Source organism: Myxococcus eversor, assembly GCF_010894455.1.
Taxonomy (GTDB): Bacteria; Myxococcota; Myxococcia; order Myxococcales; family Myxococcaceae; genus Myxococcus; species Myxococcus eversor.
Genome location: NZ_JAAIXY010000013.1, coordinates 1 through 21,064, shown reverse-complemented (window position 1 = coordinate 21,064; position 21,064 = coordinate 1). Strand labels below are relative to the sequence as shown.

Here is a 21,064-nt window from a genome sequence, read left to right as displayed (position 1 = left end):
AGCACCCTAGCTCAAACCCGAAAATGTGTGCGAGTGGTCCTTAACACCCACTCCCCCCCAACACCCCTCCGCCCTCATGGCGCAGGCTCCTATGCCTACCCGAGCTGTGACGGGTCTACCAACCCCGCCTTCCCGCGAAAAGCCCGACCAAACGCCTTCCGCTTCAACGCTGCCGTCATACAACCGACACCGCACAGGTAGGCGCCCCTTCCGGGCAGCAGCCGCTCCCTGTCCACCACGATGGCACCCCCAGGCCCTATCACGAACCGGGTGAGCTCCGCCTGCGGTCGCTTGGACCCGCATCCGACGCACATCCGGACCGGGACTGACCGCGCGCTCTGCTCCGCTGGTACCGAGCGACCTTCTGGGCGCCCCACGTCCCCTCTCCTCTTCTTCCTACCAGCTTACGGCGACTTGGTGGCTTCCGCGCCACCGTCCAGGGTCGCCGTCGTAATCCCGCGCTCGGCGTTGAGTTCCGTGCGCAGCTTGGCCTCCTCCACGAGGTAGTTCTCCGCCGCGCTCTTGAGCTGGCGCGCCTTCTTGATGCCCACGCCCGGAACATCGCCCAGCTTCGCCAGGTCCTTCTCGTTGGCGATGTCCTCCACCGTGCGGTAGCCGGACGCCATGAGCTGTTCGATGGTCTTCTCGCCAACGCCGCGCACACGGGCCATGCGCTCGGCCTGGGACAGTTCGTCGGGGTGGCGGCGCGCCTCGGCCAGGCGGGCCTGCTCCCTTTCATAATCCATGCGGGACAGCTCCGCCTGATCATAATCCATGCGCTTCCGGGCTTCCTCCTGCATGGTGGGGACCCGGGCGGGGTCCACGCCGGGGATCTGCGCCAGCATCTCCGCGTTGGCCTCGGCCACGTCCCGGGCCTGCCGGAAGCCGTGGGCGTAGAGCGTCTCCACCAGCATCTCGTTGACGCCCGTCAGCGAGCCCAGCGAACGGCCGGCGAACTCGCGCATCTCGCGCACGCGGCTCTCGCTGTTGATGTCCAGCTTCCAGCCCGTCAGCTGGGCCGCCAGGCGCACGTTCTGGCCGCGCCGGCCGATGGCCAGGCTGAGCTGGTCGTCCGGGACGATGAGCTCCATGGCGTGGTTCGACTCGTCGATGATGACGCGGCTGACCTCCGCGGGCGCCAGCGCCGAGCACACGAAGCGGGCCGGGTCCTCGTCGTACGGGACGATGTCGATCTTCTCTCCGCGCAGCTCCTGCACCACCGCCTGCACGCGGCTGCCCTTCATGCCCACGCACGCGCCCACCGGGTCCACGTCCGAGTCCCGGCTGGAGACGGCGATCTTCGCGCGGCCACCCGGCTCGCGCGCGGCGGCCTCGATGACGACGATGCCCTCGGCGATTTCGGGCACCTCCATCTCGAACAGCTTGGTGAGCAGGTTGACCGAGGCGCGGCTGAGGACGATCTGCGGGCCCTTGGACTCGCGCAGCACGTCCAGCACGTAGGCCTGGACGCGGTCGCCCGGACGGTAGGTCTCACGGGGAACCTGCTCGCGCACCGGCAGCACGGCCTCCGCGCGGCCCAGGTCCACGATGATGTTGCCGCGCTCGAACCGGCGGGCGATGCCGGTGACGATCTCGTTCTTGCGGTCCTTGTACTCGTTGAAGACGTTCTCGCGCTCCGCGTCCCGCGTGCGCTGCAGGATGACCTGCTTGGCCGTCTGCGCGGCGATGCGGCCGAAGCCGCGGCGGAAGGTCTTCAGCCGGAGGATGTCGCCGTACTGGTCGTCCTGGGCCTTGGCCTCGTTGGCGTCCTCGTCCCGGTAGAAGATCTGGAAGACGAGCTCGTCACCGGGCTCCACTTCCATGCCCTTCTTGTGGGCCTCCGCGAGGATGATCTGATTGACCGCCTGAACCGGGTCGGTGATTTCGTCGACCACGACGATGGCCTGGAACAGCTCCACCACGCCCTTGTCCGCGTCGTACTTCGCCTCGAGGTTGCGGTCCTGGCCAAAGTGCTTCTTGGCCGCGGTCTTCATCGCGTCCTCGAGGGTGGCAATCAGCACAGCCCGGTCGATGCCCTTGTCCTTGGCGACCTGGTCCAGGACGAGGTTGAGATTGACGTTCGGGTTGGCTTGCTGCGTAGGCATGGTCTTCTCCTGAATGGGCCACGGGCCCCCCGCGCGGCAGGGTGCCCTGTATGTCGACGTCTAGAACTCGAACTCCAGGTTCGCCTTGGCGATATCCTTGAAGAGGATGTGAAAGGTTCCGGCGCCTTCCACCTCCACCGAGATACCGTCGCCCGCCACCCCGGTCAGCGTGCCAGTGAAGCTCTTGCGCGGCGGCTCGCCCACCGGCCCGAACGTCTTCACCTTCACCTTCTGACCTTGGACTCGCTCGAAGTGGTCCGGCTTCCTCAACGGCCGGTCCACCCCGGGGCTGGAGACCTCCAGGCTGTACTCGTGGGGGATGAAATCCTCCACGTCCAGCACCGGGTCCACCGCGCGGGACACCTGACTGCACTCGTCCAGTCCCACCCGTCCCCCTGGCTTGTCGATGAAGAGCCGCAACACCCAGCCCTCGCGCTCCCGGACGAACTCCAGGTCCACGAGCTCCAGGCCCTCGCCCGCAACGAGGGGTTCGAGCACCGAAATGGCCCGTTCCTCCACCGTCTGCTTGAGGTTCTTCTCCGACATAACCGGGAAACCAGTCTCCAAAAACGCGAAAAGCGGGCACAGGGGCCCACTTTTCGAGATGCACATCGAAAAATGTCGGCGCGTCCGTAACACACGCCCCAGCGGGGTGTAAAGGAAGGACGCTCCCTCTCGGGTCCCGTGAAACCTGCCCAACAGGGCAAGGAATTCCCAGGGGTTCCGAGCGCCGGACGGGCGTTATAACGCGCCCATGCACCTCATCGCAGCCGCCCAGATGGTGTCCACCGCGGACAAGGCCTTCAACGTGGAAGTCGCCACCCGGCTCGTCCGGCGCGCCTCTGACCTGGGCGCCCGCCTGGTGGGACTGCCAGAGAACTTCTCGTGGATGGGGCCCGAGCCGGAGCGCCAGGGCGCGGCGGAGGGCCTGGACGGTCCCACCCTGTCCCGGATGGCGGAGCTGGCGCGCGAGCGGAAGGTGACGCTCCTGGCTGGCAGCGTCCTGGAGACCGGCGCCCCCGGAGGGCGGCTCTACAACACCAGCGTGCTGTTCGGCCCGGACGGCGAGCGGCGGGCCGTCTACCGGAAGATGCACCTGTTCGACGTGGAGGTGGGGGATGGTGCGACCTACCAGGAATCCGCGGCGGTCGCGCCGGGGACGGAAGTCGTGGCGGCGGACACGGAGGTGGGTCGGCTGGGGCTCTCGGTCTGCTACGACTTGAGATTTCCAGAGCTGTACCGCCGGCTGTCGAAGGACGGGGCGACGCTGCTGGCGGTGCCCGCGGCCTTCACCCTGATGACCGGCAAGGACCACTGGGAGGTGCTGCTGAGGGCGCGCGCGATTGAGAACCAGGCGTACGTGCTGGCGCCCGCCCAGGGTGGCCGGCACTCGGCCCAGCGGCAGACATATGGCCACGCCATGGTGGTGGACCCGTGGGGGTTGGTGACGGCGAGGGCTTCGGAGGGCGAGGGCCTGGCCGTCGCGCCGGTGGACCCGGAGCTCCAGTCGCGCATCCGTCGCGACCTGCCCTGCCTGCGACACCGCCGATTGGATTAGCCTGGGGAACGCTGATTTCCGGACGGACCCCTTCTCGTGAATGGTCGACGTTGGCTCCCCATGCTGCTCGCGCTCGCGCTCCTGGCTTCGCCGCTCGGCTGCACCGCCGAGGACGCGCCCGCCGTGCCCACGACGTCCTCCGCTCCGGCGCCCACGCCTCGCGCGCACCTGCGCGGGCTGAAGGGGAACGTCCAAATCAAACGCGCCACCGCAGACGAGTGGAGCATCGCCAGTGATGACGTCCCCTTGTTCGAGAACGACAAGGTCCGCACCGAGGCGGGCGCGGGCGCGGACCTGGTCTTCAGCGGCAACGGGAGCACGGTGCACCTGGGAGGCGACTCGCTCATCGGCATCGCCGAAACGCGGCCGAGGCCCGGCCGGCCCCGCACGGACCTGACGGTGCTGCGCGGTCGCATCGACGCGGAGCTGGAGCGCCCCTCCACGCAGTCGCTTTCAGTGAATACCCCCGCGGCCACCATCCAGGCGGGAAGGGAGATTGTCTTCCAATGAGGACGGCCCTGTTCCTGCTCGCATGGTTGAGCGCGTTCCCCCCGGACACCACGGTGGTGGGCCCCCAGGAGTCCCTGCGGGAAGTGGCGGAGCGCGTCTTCGGTGACGCGAGCGCCACGGCCGAATTGCGCGCGCTCAATGGACTGGCCTCGGATGCCGTCGCCCCCGGCACGCGGCTGAAGCTTCCGGGCCAGGAGCGGGCCCTGGCGCTCAAGGCGCTCGAGACCGCGCGCACCCTCGTCGCCCAGGCGAAGGGCGAGGCAACCCTCCCGGAAGCCGAGGCACGCCTGGGCGAGGCCGAGGTCTACTTCCGCACCGCGCGCTATGCGCAGGCGTCCGAGGCGGCCAACGCGGCCGGCACGCTGGTCTCCACCGGACGCGCCCCCCACCCCTCCGCCTTCAGCGTGCACGTGGAGCCGGATGCGGGCACCACCACCGTCAGCGTCACCCGCGGCCCCCCCGTGCGCGTGGAGGCCGAGGGCGTCACGCGGCCCGTTGCCTCGGGCGAAACCGTCCTCGTGGAGAAGGGTCAGCCTCCCGTCGCGCCCACCCCGCCCCTGGCGGTGCCCCAGCCCGAGCAGCCCAAACAAGGCGCGGTGCTGAAGCGACGCGCGGACGCGAAGAAGCAACTGGGGCCGGTGAAGTTGACCTGGGCGGCGGTGCCCGGCGTGGAGCGTTATGAAGTCGAGGTCGCCCGGGATTTGGAAGGCGCGGCCGTCGTCACGCAGACGACCACGACGCCCGAGGTGACGATGCCCGCGCTGGCCGCCGGACGTTACTGGTGGACGGTGCGCGCGGTGGGCGGGGCGGGTCGTTCCGAGCCGTCGGCGGTCCGCCGGTTCGAGCTCGTCCCCGAGCGACTCCCAATCAACGTCAAGAAGGGCCCGTGGCAGTAGGCCCTGGAGGAGCCGCCCCGTGCGTCTGTTCAAAGCCATCCTCCTGTTGATGCTCGTCGTCAGCATCGTCCCCACGCTGATGGTGGGGTGGCTGTCCGTCTCCCACACGCGCGAGTTGCTGGTGCGCGACGCGCAGGAGCTGGCGCAGGAGCGGGTGAAGCAGCTTCGGCTCAAGGCCGAAATCTTCCTCGGCGAGCCCACCGAGGCCGTCATGGGCCTGGCCCGCGTGCCGAACTTCTTCGCCCTGCCCCTGCAGGCGCAGCAGACGCATCTGGCGTCGGTGCTCTCTCAGCGCCGCGAGGTGCTGGCCATCACCGTCTTCGGTCCGGACGGCAAGCGCCTCCCCGGACTCCAGGCCTTCTCGCGTCACGACGTGCCGCCCACCGCGCTCGCCTCGCACGAGGAGCGCGGCCGGGCACTGCTCGACGGAGGCATGGAGCGCCCGCGCTACTCCGACGTGGTGGCCACGGGAAGCGGTGGGCCGGTGCTGACGCTGGCCTTCCCCGTGGGAGAGCCCGTGAAGGGCTTCATCGCCGCTGACCTGTCGCTCGCGGGCCTGCGGCAGATGCTGGAGCAGGAGCGCGTGGGCAGCACCGGCTTCGCGTACCTGTCCGACAACCGCGGGCACCTCGTCGTCGGCGGAGGAGGTGTGGCGGCGCTGGGCGGGGACGTCTCCCAGCGCAGCCCGGTGGCGCACCTGCTGAGGCAGCTGGCCAGCACTCCGGACGCGGAGCTGTTCCACGTCGGCAACTTCGGCGAGGGCCGCGACGCGGTGGTGGCCGCGTACACGGTGCTGCCCGAGACAGGCTGGGCCATCGTCTCCGAGCAGCCGGTGGTGCACGCCTATCGACAGGTGGAGGCGATGGAGCGCCGCATCCTCATGGGCCTGGGCGCGGCCATCCTCGTCGCGCTGGTGCTGGCGGCCCTCTTCTCGCGCAACCTCACCCGCCCCCTCAAGGTCTTCACCGACGGCGCCCTGGAGCTGGCGCGCGGGAAGTTCGGCGTGGAGGTGAAGATTCCGCAGAAGAACGAGGTGGGCGAGCTGGCCCAGACGTTCAACTACATGAGCAAGCAGTTGCTCGCGTACGACATGGAGAACCGCGGCCTCTACGAGAGCCTGGAGAAGGGCTATCTGGAGACCATCGTCGCGCTGGCCAACTCCATCGACTCCAAGGACGCGTACACGCGCGGCCACAGCCAGCGGGTGGGTGACTTGTCGGTGGAGATTGGCCGCGAGCTGAACCTCACCGAGCGCGAGCTGCGCCAGCTCCAGTACGGCGGCATCCTCCACGACATCGGCAAGATTGGCATCGTCGAGTCCATCCTCTGCAAGCAGACGAAGCTGACGGACCAGGAGATGGCCATCATGCGCGAGCACCCGGCCATCGGCGACGCCATCATCGGCCCGGTGAGCTTCCTGGGCGCGGTGCGCGCGTGCGTGCGCCATCACCACGAGCGGTGGGACGGCAACGGCTATCCCGACAAGCTCCAGGGCGAGGGCATCCCCCTGCTGGCCCGCATCGTCGGGTGCGCCGACACGTTCGATGCCTGCACCTCCACGCGCCCGTACCAGAAGGCCATGCCGCTGGAGAAGGCGATGGAGATTCTCGACAACCTCACCGGCGCGCAGCTGGACCCGCAGGTGGTGGCGGCCTTGCGGCGGGTGATTGCCAAGAAGGGCGTGCGCCTGGAAGGCCACCGGCTGCCCGTCAAGCTGGCCTCGTGAGGCGCGCGCCCGCCGCCCGGAAGGGTGCTAGGGAGGGCGCATCGCTGTTGCGACTTCGAAAGGTACGACGTTGAGCTTCTGGGACCGCATCAAGCCCTCGACTCCCTCCGCCACCGCGACGGACGCCCGCCTGTCCGCCGACGGCTCCCATCTGGAGCTGACGTGGGATGACGGCGCGAAGACGGGCGCCTCCGCCCAGGCGCTCCGCCAGCATTGCCCCTGCGCTGGCTGCGTGGACGAGTGGACGAATCAGCGCACGCTGGACCAGACGAAGGTGCCCGCGGACCTGCGCGTCAAGGAGGTCCACCCCGTGGGCAACTACGCGCTGACCTTCGCCTTCAGCGACGGCCACACCACCGGCATCTATCCCTGGAAGCTGCTGCGCGACATCACCCAGTCCCCCACCGCCTGAGGGCGGCCGCCCCGGAGAGCCCGCCATGAACGAACGCTATCGGCTCGTCAGGCCCCTGGCCTCCGGAGGCATGGCGGAGTTGTTCCTCGGCGTGGCCCGGGCCGCGGAGGGCTTCGAGCGCACCGTCGCAATCAAACGCATCCTCCCGCACCTGGCCCAGGAGCCCGACATCGCACGGATGTTCCTGGCCGAGGCCCGGCTGGCCACGCAGCTCCAGCACCAGAACATCGCCACCGTGTTCGACGTGGGCGAGAGTCCCTCGGGCCTCTTCCTGGTGATGGAGCTGGTGGACGGTTGGGACTTGGGCGTGTTGCTGCGCCTGGCCGCGAAACAGCGTCAGCCTTTTCCTCCGCACCTGGCCGCGTTCATCACGCTCCAGGCGCTCGCGGGCCTCCACCACGCCTACCGCAAGCTCCACGAGGGACGTCCGCTGCTCGTGGCCCACCGGGATGTGTCTCCGTCCAACATCCTCGTGTCCCGCGAGGGCGAGGTGAAGGTGACGGACTTCGGCATCGCGCTGTTGAGCGGTGCGTCCTTCACCGCGCCGGGACTCTTCAAGGGCAAGGAGGCCTACAGCGCCCCCGAGGTCCTCCAGGGCGCTCCCGCCACCGCGCTGAGCGACCAGTTCTCCCTGGGCATCGTCTTCCACGAGCTGCTCACCGGCGCGCATCCCTTCGCGTCCACGATGCAGCCCGGCTCTCTCGCCGTGGCCATCACCTCACGCGATGTCTCGCCGCTGCCGCCAGAAGTGCCCGCGCCCCTCGCCGCCGTGGTTCAGCGCATGCTGGCCCGCGCACCCGAGGCTCGCTTCGCCTCGCCGGAAGCCGTGGCTGAAGTGCTGGCGCGGTGGCTCGCCCAGTCGGGTGAACCCGCGAGCGCGCATGCCCTCACCGCGTTCCTGACGACGCTCCCCCTGCCGCCCACGCTGAAGGAACAGGGTGAGACGGCGAGCGGCCCGACATCGCAAGGACGCGGCACGCCGGCACCCGCTTCGGCGGCGGCGGCCTCCTTCTCCCCAGGCATGGACGAGCCCTCGGAGCTCGCGGGCATCGAGCTGAGTTCGAGTGGACGGCTCATCCACCGTTGCATCCGCTGCGGCTCGCCACTGCCCGCTCCTCGCGCGCCCTGCTCCGTCTGCGCCGCGCGGCTCGCGCCTCCGGCTCCGGGGGCCTTCGCGGCATCGGACGAGAATGCGTCTCCGTTCCTCGCGGCGGGTGCGTTTCCTTCTTTCGAGGACGACTCCTCGTTCCAGGACGCGCCCGTCGGGAGCGGTGCCTCGACGTCCTCCGGGGCGCCCCACGCACCGAAGACGCGGCTCTTCGGGGTGACACCACCGGGTCCGCAGGGCAGTGCCCCCGCTGTCGCCGCGCGTCGCCCCCCGCCGATGGAGGCGGCGTCCGCCACCCAGTCCATCGCCGACAGCATCGAAAGCACGGCGCGCAGGCCCTCCGCACCGAGCGTGACCAGCGCTGGTACCGAGGCCCTGGAGCTGGAGGAGCGCGCTCCGCGTCCCGAGAGCACCTTCGATGCGATTCCCGCCTCTGCTGTCCCGAGACGCTGGGGTCGACGCATCATCGCGCTCCTGGGTGTCGCGGCGGCGGTGGGCGGCAGTGTGTGGCTCTGGCCTCAACGCAACCAGGTCTCCGGGCGACTGATGGCCAGCGTGAATCGGCCCATGGCCGCGCCCGTGCTCATGCTCATGAGCGAGCCGTCGGGCGCGACGGTGCTCGTGGACGACAAGCCCGTGGGGACGACTCCGCTGGCGCTCGACAACGTGTATCCGGCGGGCCCTGTCTCCGTGCAGGTGCGCCTCAAGGGCTACCGCACGTGGAAGGGCACCTTCCCGGGAGCCGAGGCGGCGCAGCTCGAAGTGAAGCTAAAGCGCTGACCCGTGTGCCCCCAGAGGTCCTCGCGCGTTGCTCCGTGCTCACGCACGCGACACGCACGAGGCCACGGACTCGTGGCCCTCGCGCTTCGTCACTTCACCAGACGCAGATGCCCCCGACGCGGCGGAGGCGAGTCATCCTTCGGCCCTTCGGGCGGCGGCGGGACTTCTGACGAAGGCGGTGACGCCACCACCTCGTCGACGGGCGGCTCGGTGGGCACTTCGCGCAGGAAGGTGCGCGGACGCTCGGCGGCCACCGGTACGGGCACCGGGAGCGGCTGCGGCGGAGGACGCGCCACGGCGGACTGCTGCAGCAGCTCCGGCGGCATGTCCTCCATGAACATCCACGACTCCTTCGTCACGTGGCTGGCGATGGCGAACAGCGCCGACCAGGGCACCGCCACCGTGAAGCGCGAACCCGAGAAGCTCAGCGTGCAGCGCACTCCCCACTCGGTCACCGTGAGGTCCGGTGGGTCGAAGCGGTACGACAGGTTGAGGCGCAGATGGGCCTCTCCCCGGAGTGATGCGGGAACGAGCACGCCCGGCCTTCGCGCGTCCAGGTGGATCATCACCATCCCCTGGTCCAGCGAGGCGAGCAGCCGCTCCTTCTTGTCCAAATCCTTCGTGTCTTCCATCCGGTGGTACGGCGGTAAGAAATGCGGTCGCGCTCAACGGCGGCGCACGGCCCGGTCCATCTCCCGCTTCGTCTCCCGTTCCTTGATGTCGTGGCGCCTGTCTTCGTGTGTCTTGCCTCGACAGAGCCCCAGCTCCACCTTGGCGCGCCCCTGCTTGAAATACAGCACAAGCGGGATGATGGAATAACCACGCTCCCGCACCTTGGTGGTCCAACGGTCAATCTCGGCCCGGTGCATCAGCAGCTTCCGGCCGCGCGTGGGAAAATGGTCGAACACGCTGGCGGACTTGTAGGAACCGATGTGCGCATTGAGCAAGAAAAGCTCGCTGCCCTTGGGGAGGGCGTACGCGTCCGAGAGGTTGGCCTCCCCTTGTCGCAGCGACTTCACCTCGCTTCCCGTCAGCTCCAGACCCGCTTCCACCTTTTCGTCCACGGTGTAGTCGAAGCGCGCACGCCGGTTCTCGGCCACGACCTTGATTCCCTGCTCGCCGCCAGCCGGCCCCTTCGACTTTCCACCCGATGCCATACGTGTCCTGGGTCTCCTAACCGCCAAGCGCCATGTTGTCGATGAGGCGTGTATTGCCGCTGAAGGCCGCCACGAGCAGGCGAGCGGCCTGCCCCGGGACCACCGAGGTGAGCGGCGTGAGGCGCTCGGCGTCCACCAGCTCCACGTAGTCCTCCCGCAGCCCGGCGGAGGTCAATTCGTGCCGGACGGCCCCCGTCAGCGCCTGGGCCTCCCGCGTGCCGCCCTGCAGCAGCGTCAACGCGGCCCGGAGTCCTCGCGACAGGGACAGCGCTCGCTGCCTCTCCTCGGAGGACAGGTAGGCATTTCGGCTGCTCATCGCCAGCCCGTCAGTCTCGCGAACCGTCGGCATCCCGACGATGTCCGCGCCCAGGTGCAGGTCCCGGTTGAGCGCCCGGATGACCTGGAGCTGCTGATAGTCCTTCTCCCCGAACAGTGCCGCGTCGGGTCGGAAGAGGGACAGCAACTGGGTGACGATGGTGGCCACGCCCCGGAAGTGTCCCGGACGACGGGCGCCACACAGGCCCTGGCTCACCTCCGTCACCTCGACGTAGGTCTCATAGCCGGGCGGATACATGACCTCGGGCACCGGCGCGAAGACGACGTCGGCGCCCGCTTCGCCACACTTGGCCAGGTCGCCTTCGAAGTCGCGCGGGTAGCGCGAGAGGTCCTCGCGGGGACCGAACTGGGTGGGATTGACGAAGATGGAGACGGCCACCACGTCGGCGCGACGGCGCCCCTCGCGGATGAGCGAGAGGTGCCCTTCGTGCAAGAAGCCCATGGTGGGCACCAGCGCGAGCCGGCGCCCCTCACGGCGCAGTCCCGCCGCCCACGTCTTCACTTCGGCCACGGTGCGTAGGACGGCGGGCGCCATGGCTAGACCGGAATCCCGTAGACGGGGCCGACCTTCTCCTCACCCTCGGCGGGAGCGGCGACTTCGCCCTCCGGGAGCAAGCCCGCGCCCACGGCCGCGGGGGCCACGAGGCGGATGCTCTTGGTCGCCTTGAACGAGTGGTCCTCGTCCGGGAACGCGCCCTGGCGGACCTCGGTGAAGAACGCGCCGGTGGCCTCGGTGATGGAGCCGTGCAGGTTGGCGTAGCGCTTGACGAACTTGGGCTTGAAGTCCGGGTTCATTCCCAAGAGGTCGTAACAGACGAGCACCTGTCCGTCGCAATAACGTCCCGCGCCGATGCCGATGGTGGGGATGGACAGGCTCTGCGTAATCGTGCGCGCCAGCTCCAGCGGCACGCCCTCCAGCACCAGCGCGTAGGCGCCAGCGGCCTCCAGGGCGAGCGCATCGTCGAGAATCTTGCGCGCCTGCTCCTCGTCGCGGCCCTGGACGACATAGCCGCCCATCTTGTGGACCGACTGAGGCGTCAGGCCCAGGTGTCCCATGACGGGGATGCTGGCGCGGACGATGGCGCGGACGGTGTCGGCGAACTCGGCGCCACCCTCCAGCTTCACGCTGCCCACGCCGCCTTCCGTCACCAGCCGGCCCGCGTTGCGGACCGCTTCGTGGGCGGAGACCTGGTAGCTCAAGAAGGGCATGTCTCCCACCACGTGCGCCCGCTTCGCGCCCCGGGTGACGGCCGCCGAGTGGTAGACCATCTGGTCCATCGTCACGGGCAGCGTGGAGTCATGGCCTTGAATGACCATGCCCAGCGAGTCACCGACGAGCAATACGTCCGCACCCGATTGGTCCAGGATGTGGGCGAACGTGGCGTCATAAGCGGTGACCATGCAGATCTTCTGGCCGATCTGCTTGAAGCGCTTCAGCGAATGGATGGTGACCTTGTCCTTCACGGTTCACCTCCTGATGGGTGAGGGTGGATACGGCTCAAGCCGCCTCGCTGCCCCTCGCCGTCCCCACTGGGGATCGCCGGAGGCCGCGAAGTCGGCCCCCGCACTCTAACGCCGCCCGGGCGCCCGTGGGACTTCATCAGCGGCCAACCCGACAGGAGCCCGAAATCAGGGCCGCCGGGAGGCCCTGGGCACGTAATGCTGCGTCCCCGGCTTCGCCTTCCGGATGGCCGCGAGCAAGTCTTCCCGGTCCGCCTCGTTATTCACGAAATCGATATCCGAGGTGTCCACCACGAGGAGCGGAGTCTCCGTGTAGTGGAAGAAGAAGTTGTTGTACGCGTGGACCAGTCCCTCCAGGTAGGTGGAGTCGAACTTGCGTTCGAACTCGCGGCCCCGCTTCTTGATGCGCTGGAGCAGCACGTCGAGGCGGGCCTGGAGGTAGACGACGACGTCGGGCTTGGTGACGCGGGGCCCGAGCGCCTCGAAGACGCGCTCGTAGAGGGCCAGCTCGTGAGCGTCCAGGTTGAGGTGGGCGAAGATGCGGTCCTTGGCGAACAGGTAGTCGCTGACCGTGACGGAGCGGAAGAGGTCCTGCTGGAACAGCTCCTGCTGCTGCCGGAAGCGCGACAGGAGGAAGAAGATCTGCGTCTGGAAGCCGAACTTCTGCCGGTCCGTGTAGAAGTTGGAGAGGAAGGGGTTCTCCTCCACCACTTCGAGCACGCGCCGCGCGCTCAGCCGCTCCGAGAGGATGTTGGAGAGGCTCGTCTTTCCGACGCCAATGGGCCCCTCGACCACGATGTACCGGTAGTCCATCCGCCGAGGCCTCCCGACCCGGAATGCGCGGTGCGGCCCATGCCCGCCTCTGACGAGGACGCGGGGCCTCGCGTGGGGGCGCGGATAACACAACATGGCCGCATGGATCGGCAATTTTCCACGACCCGGGTGGTGACGGGAACCCCCAGGGCTCGCTTGACGCTGTGGGGGGCATCCCCTACGGTCCGCACCGATTCCATGGTGTGTGCGCGGGGTGCCCTTCAGTCATGAGTGGAAGGCAGCGGGCGAAGACGGTGGTGCGGCTCGAAGAGGCCCGCCAGAGCGCCGCGCCCAAGGCACCGGACGAGCAGCCTCCCATGGAAGCAGACCCGCTCTACGGCGTGGTGCTGCTGAAGACGGCGCTTGAATTGAAGCGGCGCAAGGACGGCACCGTGGAGGAGATTCTCCGCGACGTGCTGGCCCGCATGCGCATCCCCGAGGCGGAGTTCCGCGCGTTCCTGGAGCAACAGGGCGGACTGCTCCAGGCCCTCGGAACGCGCTGCCGGTAGCAAGGCAGACAGGCGAGCAGACGCCCGCCCCCTCCCCTACTCCTCCGCCCCACCTTCGTCGTCGGACAGGTCCACCTTGGGCGTCACCGTGCCCGGCGCCACGGGGCCGAGCGCGCGCTCTATCGCGGCGAACTCCTCCGGCGCGAGCGTCTCCGCGCGGCGCATCGGGTCGATGCCCGCCGTCTCCAGCGCGGCCAGCATCACCGCGGGAGTGGCGAGCGCCTTGTCGGACTTGAGGGAGTTGAGCAGCGTCTTGCGGCGCTGGGCGAACGACGCCTTCACCACGCGGGTGAAGCGCGCCTCGTCGATGATGGGCGCGCGCGGCGTCTTGCGGCGCGTGAGCGACAACACCGCGGAGTCCACCTTCGGTGGCGGATGGAAGCGCCAGGCCTCCAGCGTGAGGACGTTCTCCGCGTCGAAGTGCAGGCCGAGCAGCACGGTGAGCAGGCCGTACTCGCGCGTGCCGGGCTCGGCGGCGAGCCGCTCCACCACTTCCTTCTGCAGCGTGAACACGGCGCGGGAGACGCGGGCGCGCTGCTCCAGCACGCGGAAGAGGATGGAGCTGGAGAGGTGATACGGGAGGTTGCCGACGACGGCGACCTCGGGCGCACCCGCCACTTCGGCGAAGTCCACGGTGGCGGCGTTGCCGGCCACCACGCGCACGCCGGGGATGGCCTCCTTCTCCAGCACCGTCACCATGTCCCTGTCCCGCTCCACGGCGGTGACGAGCGCGCCGGTGGCGGCGAGGAAGCGGGTGAGGTGGCCCAGGCCGGGCCCCAGCTCGACGACGGGCTCACCGGCGCGCAGGTGCAGCGCGTCCGCGATGGCCTCAAGGGCCTCCTCGTCTCCGAGGAAGTTCTGGCCCCAGCTGTACTTCGGGCGAAGGCCATGGCGCTTGAGGATGTCTCTGGGCGATTCCAACCGGGTGTCCTTGCTCACATGCGCCAGGCGGGGTCTGCCGCCAGACGGAAGTCTCCGCGCAGACCGCGGCGCCAGGCCTCATACCCCGCGACGGCGATCATCGCGCCATTGTCCGTGCACAACCGCACCGGCGGCAGGAACATGCGCAGTCCCCGCTCCTCGGCGCGCTGCTGACACAGCGCCCGCAGCCGCGAGTTGGCGGCCACGCCTCCACACAACACGAGATTCTTGTGGCCCAGCCTGCGCGCGGCGGCCACCAACTTCTTCGACAGCACGTCCGCCACCGCCTCCTGGAACGAAGCGCACAAGTCGTTCAGCGCCTGTCCCTGGGGCACGCCGTGCTTCTGCACGTGGTGGAGCACCGCTGTCTTCAACCCGGAGAAGGACACGTCGAAGTTGTCCCCCGGCAGCGCGCGCGGGAAGCGGATGGCCGCCGGGTCACCCTTCTTCGCGAGCTCGTCGATGGGCTGTCCCCCCGGATACGGCAGCCCGAGGATGCGCGCCGTCTTATCGTACGCCTCGCCCGCGGCGTCATCGCGCGTGCTGCCTACCAGCTTGTAGTGGCCGAACGCCTGCACGTCGTAGAGGCTGGTGTGCCCCCCCGAGACGACGAGGCCGAGGAACGGCGGCTCCGGCGCGTCCTCCAGCAGCCGGATGGCCAACAGGTGGCCCTCCAGGTGGTTGGCGCCGACGAAGGGCTTGCCGGTGGCGAGGCTCAGCCCCTTGGCCACCTGGAGCCCCACCAGCAACGCGCCGATGAGGCCCGGGCCGGAGGTGACGGCGATGAGGTCCACGTCGTCGAGAGTCTTCTGCGCGCGCGTCAGGGCCTCGTGGATGACGGGCATCACCTGGACGATGTGGTTGCGCGACGCCAGCTCCGGCACCACGCCGCCCCAGCGCCGGTGGATGTCCACCTGGGTGGAGACGACGTCCGACAGCACCCGCCGCCCGTCCTCCACGACGGCGGCGGCGGTCTCATCACAGGAGGTTTCCAGGCCGAGGACGAGCAAGGCGACTCACTTCACTTCCAGCAGGACGGGGAAGGCACCGCGAGGTCCGCCGCCCACTCAGTTGCCGAGCGTCTTGAGCATCGTGCGGACCTCGTTGGCGGATGCCCCCGAGGGTTCCAGCATCAAATACTTCTTGTAGGCGTCGGCCGCCTGGGAATTCTTCCCGATGGACTGGTAGGCCATGCCCAGCGACAGCCAGGCCCGTGAGTGCTTCTCGTCGTCGCGCACGACATCCGCGAGCAGCTTCGTGGCCTCGCGGAAGGCCGCCTCGGACTCGAAGCCGTTGACCAGGGAGATGCCCAGCCCGGCCTTCGCCTCCGTGGAACCCGGCTTGAAGACCAGCGCCTTGCGGAAGAACGCCGCCGCGGACTTGTACCGACTGCCGACGATGGCGGAGCGCGCCTGCTTGAGGAGCCCCGCGTACTCCACCTCCGGGTCCACCGCGGCTTGCACGGTGCCGGAGTCCGCCGCGGTGGGCGGCGCCTCCACCACGGCGGTGCCCGCGTCGGGCTCGGCGGCCACGGGCGTCCCGACGACGGCCGTGCCGGAGTCAGTGGCGGCGGGCACCACGGCGACGGTGCCGGAGTCCTTCGCGGCGGGCGCCTCGACGACGGCGGTGCCCGAGTCGGCCTCGGCGGCCACGGGCACAACCACGTCCGGGGGCTTCGGCGGCGGGGCCTGGACGGCCTCCACCTTCGGCGGTTCGGGAGGCGGCGTGTCTTTCGGCTTGTCGCCTCGACCTCCCATGACGACCACCGCCGCCACCGCGCCGATGAGGGCCAGCGCCCCCACGACGTAGAGCCCCGTGCGCTTGGGGCGAACGGGCGTCCCTTCCGAATCAGAGGAAGCCAGGCTCGACGGCGTCACCGTGGGCGCGGGCGACGGAGAGGCGGTGATGACGGGCGTCGGCGACACCACGGGCGTTGGCACCACCGGGGTGACGAGCGACGGAGGCGGCGCGGACGGCGTCGGCGGCTCCTCGGGGATGGAGGGCGCGGCGACGGGACGCGCGGGAGCCCCATGCCCCGGGTACGGGGGCAGCGCGAGCTGCTGCGGCGGCGTCGCGGGGACCTCCTCGACCTCCGCGATGGTGTCGACATCGGCGGCGGACTCGTTGCCGCTCACCAGTGTCACCTCGGAAGACGGAGGCGCGGGCGTCGGAGGAGGCACGGGCGGGAAGGGATTGGGCCCCACCGCCGCGCCCCCGAAGATGGGCGCGCGCGAGGACGTCACGGACTCGGCGGAAGCAGCGCTCGAGGCCGAGGCCTGTGCCGAGGAACTCCCGTTCGACCCGAAGCCACGCGGCCCCGGCGACCACACCGAGCCCGGGCCCCACGTCGTGGGCGCGCTGATGCCCTCCGTGTCCACGCGGCTCCAGTCGAGCAGCAGGCTGCGGTGCGCGTGCTCCACCGCGCGATGGGCCGGAGGCGGCTCCACGAGGAAGGACGAGCCCTCGGCCACCGCGGGCGGCAGCGTGGGCGCGTCACCATCCATATCCGCCGGGTCCTCGGCTACGGGACCCTGACGCTTGGGACGCGCGTGGAAGACGACGACTTCGGCGGGCATCGCCGGCGTGGGAGCGAGGTGCTCCTCGGGCGGCGCCGTGACGGGCTCCTCCTCCACCCCCGCGGGCGGCGCGAGCACGCTGGGCGGCATGACGCGCACGGCGGGCGGCTCCGGGGCCACGGGCTCGACGGCGACGGGCGGCTCGGGCTCCACGGGCGCGGCGACCGGGGCCTGGGGCACGGGCTCCACGGGTGCGCTCACCGGCGGGGCCGCGTTGAGCCACTGCTCGATGCCGGGCTTGCTGCTCTGCACCGGCTCCAGCGGCGCGTTGCCCAGCTCGCGGATGAGGCCCTCGAAGTACAGCTTGCTGATGATGCCCAGCGCGGCCAGGTCCTCGAAGTCCGAGTCCTCCACCACGCGGCTCAGCGCGCGCTTGCCGTCGAACAGGCGCAACAGCCCGTTCACCTCGTCCGGAATCTCGGAGAGGCGGTCGGCGAGCTGGTGGTAGTCAATCTCGAACACCGTCTCCAGCGGAGGCAGCTGCTCGAGCATGCGCCCCCACTCGTCCAGGCGCCGCATGCCCTCCATCAACAGGCCCTGCGTGGAGATTTCGATGCGCTCGGGCCTGTCCAGCGAGGTGAACTGGACGTCGAACTGACCCTCGAACGTATTGAGCAGCCGGTAGAAGGCGTTCTCGCCCTTGAGCCGGCCCAGCTCCGCGTCGATGACGCGACCTTCCTTGAAGTAGACGGTGCCGGTGCGCTCGCCCTGGATGGAGATGACGCCCGTCTTGCGGCCAATCTCGAACGTCTGGACCAGGTCCACCACGCCCATGTCGGCGAGGCTGCCGGCGAAGCCACCCTTCGTCGTCTCCCGCTTTTCGATCCTCTCCTTCTCCGCCTTCTGGAGGATCATCTTCACGCGGGTGACGATCTCTTTGATGTAGATCGGCTTGGTCAGGTAGTCGTCGCCGCCGAGCTCCAGGCCGCGCACCTTGAACTCGACCGACTTCTGGCTCGTCAGGAAGACGAACGGGATGAACTTGAAGCGGTCATCCGACTTGAGCGTCTTGCACAGCTCGAAGCCGTCCATCTCCGGCATCTTGGTGTCCGCGAGCACCAAATCCGGTGGGCTGATCTGCACCTTCTCGATGGCGTCCTTGCCGTGGATGGCCGTCGTCACGGAGAAGCCGGCCTTCTTCAGGCTGACCTCCATCACGCGAAGACTCTTCGCGTCCCCATCCACCAGGAGCAGGTGCTGCTTGGCCACGTTACTTGCCTTTCATCACGGAGGACGATTCGCGGAAGAGCCCGGCGCGGGGGAGCATCCTGCCCGCTTTCCAGGCATGTCAATGGGTTGGAGCCCCGGGGAAGCTGACTGCCCCCCGATCAACCAGGGGGTGCGCGCAGGCCCCAGAGGGTAGCGCGAGCCCCCGGCCGAGGCTCCCATCCGCCGGGGTACGATGTGGGGCGCCGGAGGCGGCCTCAGCGGAAGAATCCCCCCTTCTTGGGTGGGTTCTTCTTCCGCATGTCGATGAGCCGCAGCTCCTGGTTCGCCTCCAGGTGCTTGGAGTTGGAGCGCACCGCGTCGCGGAAGTGGCGCTCCGCACGGTCCATGTCGCCCTCCACGCGGGCGATGACGCCCAGTTGGTAGTGGGCCCTGTCACAGTTCGGGTCGGTGCGGACCGCATCCGCCATCATCTGCTTGGCCTTGGCCATGTCCGCCTTGCGCGAGGGGTCCATGTAGATGGCCCAGGCGCGCGCGGCCAGGTAGGTCGCCTTGGGGTCCAGCGCGTAGGCGCGCTCGTAGTGGTCCGACGCGGTGAGGAAGTCGCGCTTGCGGAAGTACACCTCGCCCATCTTGTAGAGGTCGTCGGGGCTGCTCTCCGGCCGGCCCGGAGCGGGGCGGGACGACGAGGACGACGAGCCCTGGGAGGGGGGAGCCCTGGGCAGGGACTGCTGGGCCTGGAGGTTCTGGATGTAGGCCTTGCGGCGGGCGTCGTCGTAGAGGACCTCGTAGGCCTCGCGGATGCCCTCGAAGACGGAGGTGATCTTCTGCGCGAGGTGCGGCAGCGTCGGTGGCAGGCGGTCCGGGTGGAAGACCTTGGCCAGGCTGAGGAACGCGGACTTGACGTGGTCCCTCGTGGCGTCCTGGGGGACGCCCAGCACGTAGAAGTGGTCCTTGCGGGCCTGGATGTCGGCGAAGCGCTGTTCGATCTGCTGGGCGTGGCGCGCCTCGTCCGGCTTGGGGGGCTCGGTGGGAGCGGCCGGGGTGGCGGTGGGGCCGGGCTCCGCCCCGGGCGTGGCGGTGGCGGTGGCCGGGGGGCCTCGGTTCCCGAGGACGCCCATGTTCTCCATCGCACGGCGCAGCAGGCGCTGGCGCCGCAGCTTCGCTGCCTCGTCGGGGTTGGAGGGATCCGCTGCCACGTCGTCCTCGTCGAAATCCCAGTCGTCCAGATCACCGGACGGCTCGGACCACGCAGTCTCGCCAGTTGGGCCGGTGTTGTCACCGGGGAAGGTCTCGAAGTCGGATTCAATGGTCGCTTCGACGATGCCTTCGACAGGCGGTTCGTCGTTCGCCTGATTGACATCCGAGCGGACGAGCGTCTCCAAGTGGGCATCGACTTGCTGGAGCGCGGCCTCGAAGGAGGCGGTCAGCGTCTCGGCGGCCTCGTCCTTGTCGAAGGAGACGATGCGCCAGAGGTCGTCCTCGGTGGCCTTCCTGGTCGGTGTGGGACCCAGGCGCAGCGGCGGCGGCGCGGCGGCGGGTGCGGGGCGCGTGGCCCACAGGCTGTCGTCGGTCTCCGGCCCGGCGGGCTCCTCGGTGGGGCCGGGCTCGGGGTCCGCGGGCATGAGGACGGGAGGGCCGGCCTTGGCGACGGGGGTGAGAACCGGAGGGCCCGCGACGGGGGTCAGGACCGGAGGGCCCGCGACGGCGCGCGGCGGCAGGGAGGGCGGTGCGGAGAGTGGATCTCCGGAGGGGACCGTGACAGCCCAGAATTCGGGCTCTGGCTCGGCCTCGAGCAGAGGCAGTTCGGCCTCGGACTCGGCGGGTGGGGTGAGGACGGTGTCCTTCGCGCGCCAGGACTCGTCCTGGACGGGGACCCGGTCTCGCGTCCGGGTGGGGGGTACGGTGCCAGGGGGCTCGTCCGCGAGCCAGGGTTCGAGCGGCTGCGCCCTGGAGCGCCGCAGGGCCTCCTCCATGTCGTGGAGGAGCTCCGCCTGGGCACGGTCCCTGGCGGAGCGCAGGGCCTCGCGGCTCTCGGCGTGGAGGGGGAGGTCCGCCTGGGCTGAAGACGCCGCGAGCGGCGGGACGTTGGAGGCGCGGGGGAACGGGTTCGGAGGTGGGGCTTCGTCGGGGTCCGCCGGGATGATGTCACCGACGTCGAGGGTCAGGGCGTCGATGTCATCCGAGGCATCGGAGGCGGGAGTCGACGGGGCTGAGAGGTCGACGACCTGGGCCTGGCGGGCCTCTTCGGCGAGGCGCTGTTCTTCCGCGAGGCGGGCCTGTTCGGCCTGACGCGCTTCCTTCGCGCGGCGTACCGCGTCCGCGCGACGACGTTCGACTTCGAGACGGACTTCCTCGGCGTGACGCGCCTCTTCCTCGAGCCGTGCTTCCTCGGCGAGTCGCTCTTCCTCCGCGCGGAGCTGGGCGTCTTCCGCGATCCGAATCTCTTCGGCGAGTTGAGCCTCTTTGACGCGACGCTCTTCTTCCGCGAGCCGAAGCTCTTCGGCACGGCGTTCTTCCTCGGCGCGGAGCTGGGCTTCTTCAGCCAGCCGAGCCTCTTCCGCGCGACGCTCTTCCTCGGCACGGGCCCGAGCTTCTTCCGCGCGACGCTCTTCCTCCGCGCGGGCTTGAGCCTCTTCGGCCAGTCGAGCCTCTTCGGCCAGCCGCGCCTCTTCTGCGCGACGCTCTTCCTCGGCACGGACACGAGCCTCTTCGGCCAGTCGAGCCTCTTCGGCCAGCCGCGCCTCTTCTGCGCGACGCTCTTCCTCGGCACGGACACGAGCTTCTTCAGCCAGCCGCGCCTCTTCGGCCAGCCGGGCTTCTTCTGCGCGACGCTCTTCCTCGGCGCGGACCCGAGCCTCTTCAGCCAGCCGAGCCTCTTCAGCCAGTCGGGCTTCTTCCGCGAGCCGGGCCTCTTCAGCCAACCGAGCTTCTTCGGCTAGTCGAGCTGCTTCCGCGCGACTCTCTTCCTCGGCACGGACCCGAGCCTCTTCAGCCAGTCGAGCCTCTTCCTCGGCGCGGACCCGAGC

Annotated in this window: 20 protein-coding genes; 8 read left to right on the top strand and 12 right to left on the bottom strand. The window is 69.5% G+C overall.

What is annotated here, in order from left to right:
• Positions 1-95: 95 nt before the first annotated feature.
• The 3 genes from G4D83_RS25260 to G4D83_RS25250 form a co-directional block, all read right to left on the bottom strand.
• The gene (locus G4D83_RS25260) at positions 96-314 is read right to left on the bottom strand and encodes a YlxR family protein (RefSeq protein ID WP_240356567.1); all 219 of its coding nucleotides are present in this window, start codon (positions 312-314) and stop codon (positions 96-98) included.
• A gap of 90 nt (positions 315-404) precedes the next feature.
• Positions 405-2,105, bottom strand: coding sequence for a transcription termination factor NusA (nusA, locus tag G4D83_RS25255; protein ID WP_163867391.1), 1,701 nt, complete (start codon positions 2,103-2,105; stop codon positions 405-407).
• A gap of 60 nt (positions 2,106-2,165) precedes the next feature.
• Entirely contained in the window at positions 2,166-2,651 is a 486-nt protein-coding gene (locus tag G4D83_RS25250; protein ID WP_163867390.1) for a ribosome maturation factor RimP, read from the bottom strand.
• Positions 2,652-2,859: 208 nt separating this feature from the next.
• On the opposite strand from G4D83_RS25250, the gene G4D83_RS25245 reads away from it, so the two are divergent.
• From G4D83_RS25245 to G4D83_RS25220, 6 genes are all read left to right on the top strand, one after another.
• Complete coding sequence (locus G4D83_RS25245) at positions 2,860-3,663, top strand: carbon-nitrogen hydrolase family protein (RefSeq protein ID WP_163867389.1); 804 nt, start codon at positions 2,860-2,862, stop codon at positions 3,661-3,663.
• Between the two features lie 60 nt (positions 3,664-3,723).
• Positions 3,724-4,173, top strand: a complete 450-nt coding sequence (locus G4D83_RS25240) for a FecR domain-containing protein (protein WP_176438020.1) — start codon at positions 3,724-3,726, stop codon at positions 4,171-4,173.
• The gene (locus tag G4D83_RS25235) at positions 4,170-5,069 is read left to right on the top strand and encodes a peptidoglycan-binding protein LysM (RefSeq protein WP_163867387.1); all 900 of its coding nucleotides are present in this window, start codon (positions 4,170-4,172) and stop codon (positions 5,067-5,069) included. The genes G4D83_RS25240 and G4D83_RS25235 overlap by 4 nt, the downstream gene beginning before the upstream one ends.
• Before the next feature lie 19 nt (positions 5,070-5,088).
• The gene (locus G4D83_RS25230) at positions 5,089-6,795 is read left to right on the top strand and encodes an HD domain-containing phosphohydrolase (RefSeq protein WP_163867386.1); all 1,707 of its coding nucleotides are present in this window, start codon (positions 5,089-5,091) and stop codon (positions 6,793-6,795) included.
• 70 nt (positions 6,796-6,865) lie between these two features.
• Complete coding sequence (locus G4D83_RS25225) at positions 6,866-7,207, top strand: DUF971 domain-containing protein (protein WP_163867385.1); 342 nt, start codon at positions 6,866-6,868, stop codon at positions 7,205-7,207.
• A 25-nt stretch (positions 7,208-7,232) separates the two neighbouring features.
• Positions 7,233-9,095, top strand: a complete 1,863-nt coding sequence (locus G4D83_RS25220; RefSeq protein ID WP_163867384.1) for a serine/threonine-protein kinase — start codon at positions 7,233-7,235, stop codon at positions 9,093-9,095.
• An 89-nt stretch (positions 9,096-9,184) separates the two neighbouring features.
• Here G4D83_RS25220 and G4D83_RS25215 read toward each other — a convergent pair whose 3' ends face one another.
• The 5 genes from G4D83_RS25215 to G4D83_RS25195 all read right to left on the bottom strand — a co-directional run bounded on the left by G4D83_RS25215 (position 9,185) and on the right by G4D83_RS25195 (position 12,862).
• Complete coding sequence (locus G4D83_RS25215) at positions 9,185-9,727, bottom strand: ClpXP protease specificity-enhancing factor SspB (RefSeq protein WP_163867383.1); 543 nt, start codon at positions 9,725-9,727, stop codon at positions 9,185-9,187.
• A 33-nt stretch (positions 9,728-9,760) separates the two neighbouring features.
• Entirely contained in the window at positions 9,761-10,252 is a 492-nt protein-coding gene (smpB, locus tag G4D83_RS25210; RefSeq protein WP_163867382.1) for an SsrA-binding protein SmpB, read from the bottom strand.
• A gap of 16 nt (positions 10,253-10,268) precedes the next feature.
• On the bottom strand, positions 10,269-11,123 hold the full coding sequence (gene panC, locus G4D83_RS25205; protein ID WP_163867381.1) for a pantoate--beta-alanine ligase: 855 nt from the start codon (positions 11,121-11,123) through the stop codon (positions 10,269-10,271).
• Between the two features lie 2 nt (positions 11,124-11,125).
• Complete coding sequence (gene panB, locus G4D83_RS25200; RefSeq protein ID WP_163867380.1) at positions 11,126-12,052, bottom strand: 3-methyl-2-oxobutanoate hydroxymethyltransferase; 927 nt, start codon at positions 12,050-12,052, stop codon at positions 11,126-11,128.
• Positions 12,053-12,217: 165 nt separating this feature from the next.
• Positions 12,218-12,862 carry a deoxynucleoside kinase gene (locus G4D83_RS25195; protein WP_163867379.1) on the bottom strand — a complete coding sequence of 215 codons (645 nt, stop codon included), beginning with the start codon at positions 12,860-12,862 and terminating at the stop codon, positions 12,218-12,220.
• Between the two features lie 227 nt (positions 12,863-13,089).
• On the opposite strand from G4D83_RS25195, the gene G4D83_RS25190 reads away from it, so the two are divergent.
• Entirely contained in the window at positions 13,090-13,371 is a 282-nt protein-coding gene (locus G4D83_RS25190; protein ID WP_163867378.1) for a hypothetical protein, read from the top strand.
• A 36-nt stretch (positions 13,372-13,407) separates the two neighbouring features.
• On the opposite strand, the gene rsmA is transcribed toward G4D83_RS25190, so the two are convergent.
• The 4 genes from rsmA to G4D83_RS25170 all read right to left on the bottom strand — a co-directional run bounded on the left by rsmA (position 13,408) and on the right by G4D83_RS25170 (position 20,011).
• On the bottom strand, positions 13,408-14,292 hold the full coding sequence (gene rsmA / locus G4D83_RS25185) for a 16S rRNA (adenine(1518)-N(6)/adenine(1519)-N(6))-dimethyltransferase RsmA (RefSeq protein ID WP_163867377.1): 885 nt from the start codon (positions 14,290-14,292) through the stop codon (positions 13,408-13,410).
• A 14-nt stretch (positions 14,293-14,306) separates the two neighbouring features.
• Positions 14,307-15,302 carry a tRNA (adenosine(37)-N6)-threonylcarbamoyltransferase complex transferase subunit TsaD gene (tsaD, locus tag G4D83_RS25180; RefSeq protein WP_163867376.1) on the bottom strand — a complete coding sequence of 332 codons (996 nt, stop codon included), beginning with the start codon at positions 15,300-15,302 and terminating at the stop codon, positions 14,307-14,309.
• Positions 15,303-15,359: 57 nt separating this feature from the next.
• Positions 15,360-18,077 carry a response regulator gene (locus G4D83_RS25175; protein WP_163867375.1) on the bottom strand — a complete coding sequence of 906 codons (2,718 nt, stop codon included), beginning with the start codon at positions 18,075-18,077 and terminating at the stop codon, positions 15,360-15,362.
• Between the two features lie 215 nt (positions 18,078-18,292).
• Positions 18,293-20,011 carry a J domain-containing protein gene (locus G4D83_RS25170; protein WP_163867374.1) on the bottom strand — a complete coding sequence of 573 codons (1,719 nt, stop codon included), beginning with the start codon at positions 20,009-20,011 and terminating at the stop codon, positions 18,293-18,295.
• A gap of 384 nt (positions 20,012-20,395) precedes the next feature.
• Between G4D83_RS25170 and G4D83_RS25165 the strand changes: the two genes are divergently transcribed.
• On the top strand, positions 20,396-20,977 hold the full coding sequence (locus tag G4D83_RS25165) for a hypothetical protein (protein WP_163867373.1): 582 nt from the start codon (positions 20,396-20,398) through the stop codon (positions 20,975-20,977).
• The last annotated feature ends 87 nt before the right edge of the window (positions 20,978-21,064 follow it).

What these genes read in the sequence shown, in the direction of transcription:
- G4D83_RS25260 (WP_240356567.1), bottom strand. Translation starts at nt 314, where the DNA reads ATGTGCGTCGGATGCGGGTCCAAGCGACCGCAGGCGGAGCTCACCCGG.
- nusA (WP_163867391.1), bottom strand. Translation starts at nt 2,105, where the DNA reads ATGCCTACGCAGCAAGCCAACCCGAACGTCAATCTCAACCTCGTCCTG.
- G4D83_RS25250 (WP_163867390.1), bottom strand. Translation starts at nt 2,651, where the DNA reads ATGTCGGAGAAGAACCTCAAGCAGACGGTGGAGGAACGGGCCATTTCG.
- G4D83_RS25245 (WP_163867389.1), top strand. Translation starts at nt 2,860, where the DNA reads ATGCACCTCATCGCAGCCGCCCAGATGGTGTCCACCGCGGACAAGGCC.
- G4D83_RS25240 (WP_176438020.1), top strand. Translation starts at nt 3,724, where the DNA reads ATGCTGCTCGCGCTCGCGCTCCTGGCTTCGCCGCTCGGCTGCACCGCC.
- G4D83_RS25235 (WP_163867387.1), top strand. Translation starts at nt 4,170, where the DNA reads ATGAGGACGGCCCTGTTCCTGCTCGCATGGTTGAGCGCGTTCCCCCCG.
- G4D83_RS25220 (WP_163867384.1), top strand. Translation starts at nt 7,233, where the DNA reads ATGAACGAACGCTATCGGCTCGTCAGGCCCCTGGCCTCCGGAGGCATG.
- G4D83_RS25215 (WP_163867383.1), bottom strand. Translation starts at nt 9,727, where the DNA reads ATGGAAGACACGAAGGATTTGGACAAGAAGGAGCGGCTGCTCGCCTCG.
- smpB (WP_163867382.1), bottom strand. Translation starts at nt 10,252, where the DNA reads ATGGCATCGGGTGGAAAGTCGAAGGGGCCGGCTGGCGGCGAGCAGGGA.
- panC (WP_163867381.1), bottom strand. Translation starts at nt 11,123, where the DNA reads ATGGCGCCCGCCGTCCTACGCACCGTGGCCGAAGTGAAGACGTGGGCG.
- G4D83_RS25195 (WP_163867379.1), bottom strand. Translation starts at nt 12,862, where the DNA reads ATGGACTACCGGTACATCGTGGTCGAGGGGCCCATTGGCGTCGGAAAG.
- G4D83_RS25190 (WP_163867378.1), top strand. Translation starts at nt 13,090, where the DNA reads ATGAGTGGAAGGCAGCGGGCGAAGACGGTGGTGCGGCTCGAAGAGGCC.
- G4D83_RS25170 (WP_163867374.1), bottom strand. Translation starts at nt 20,011, where the DNA reads ATGGAGGAGGCCCTGCGGCGCTCCAGGGCGCAGCCGCTCGAACCCTGG.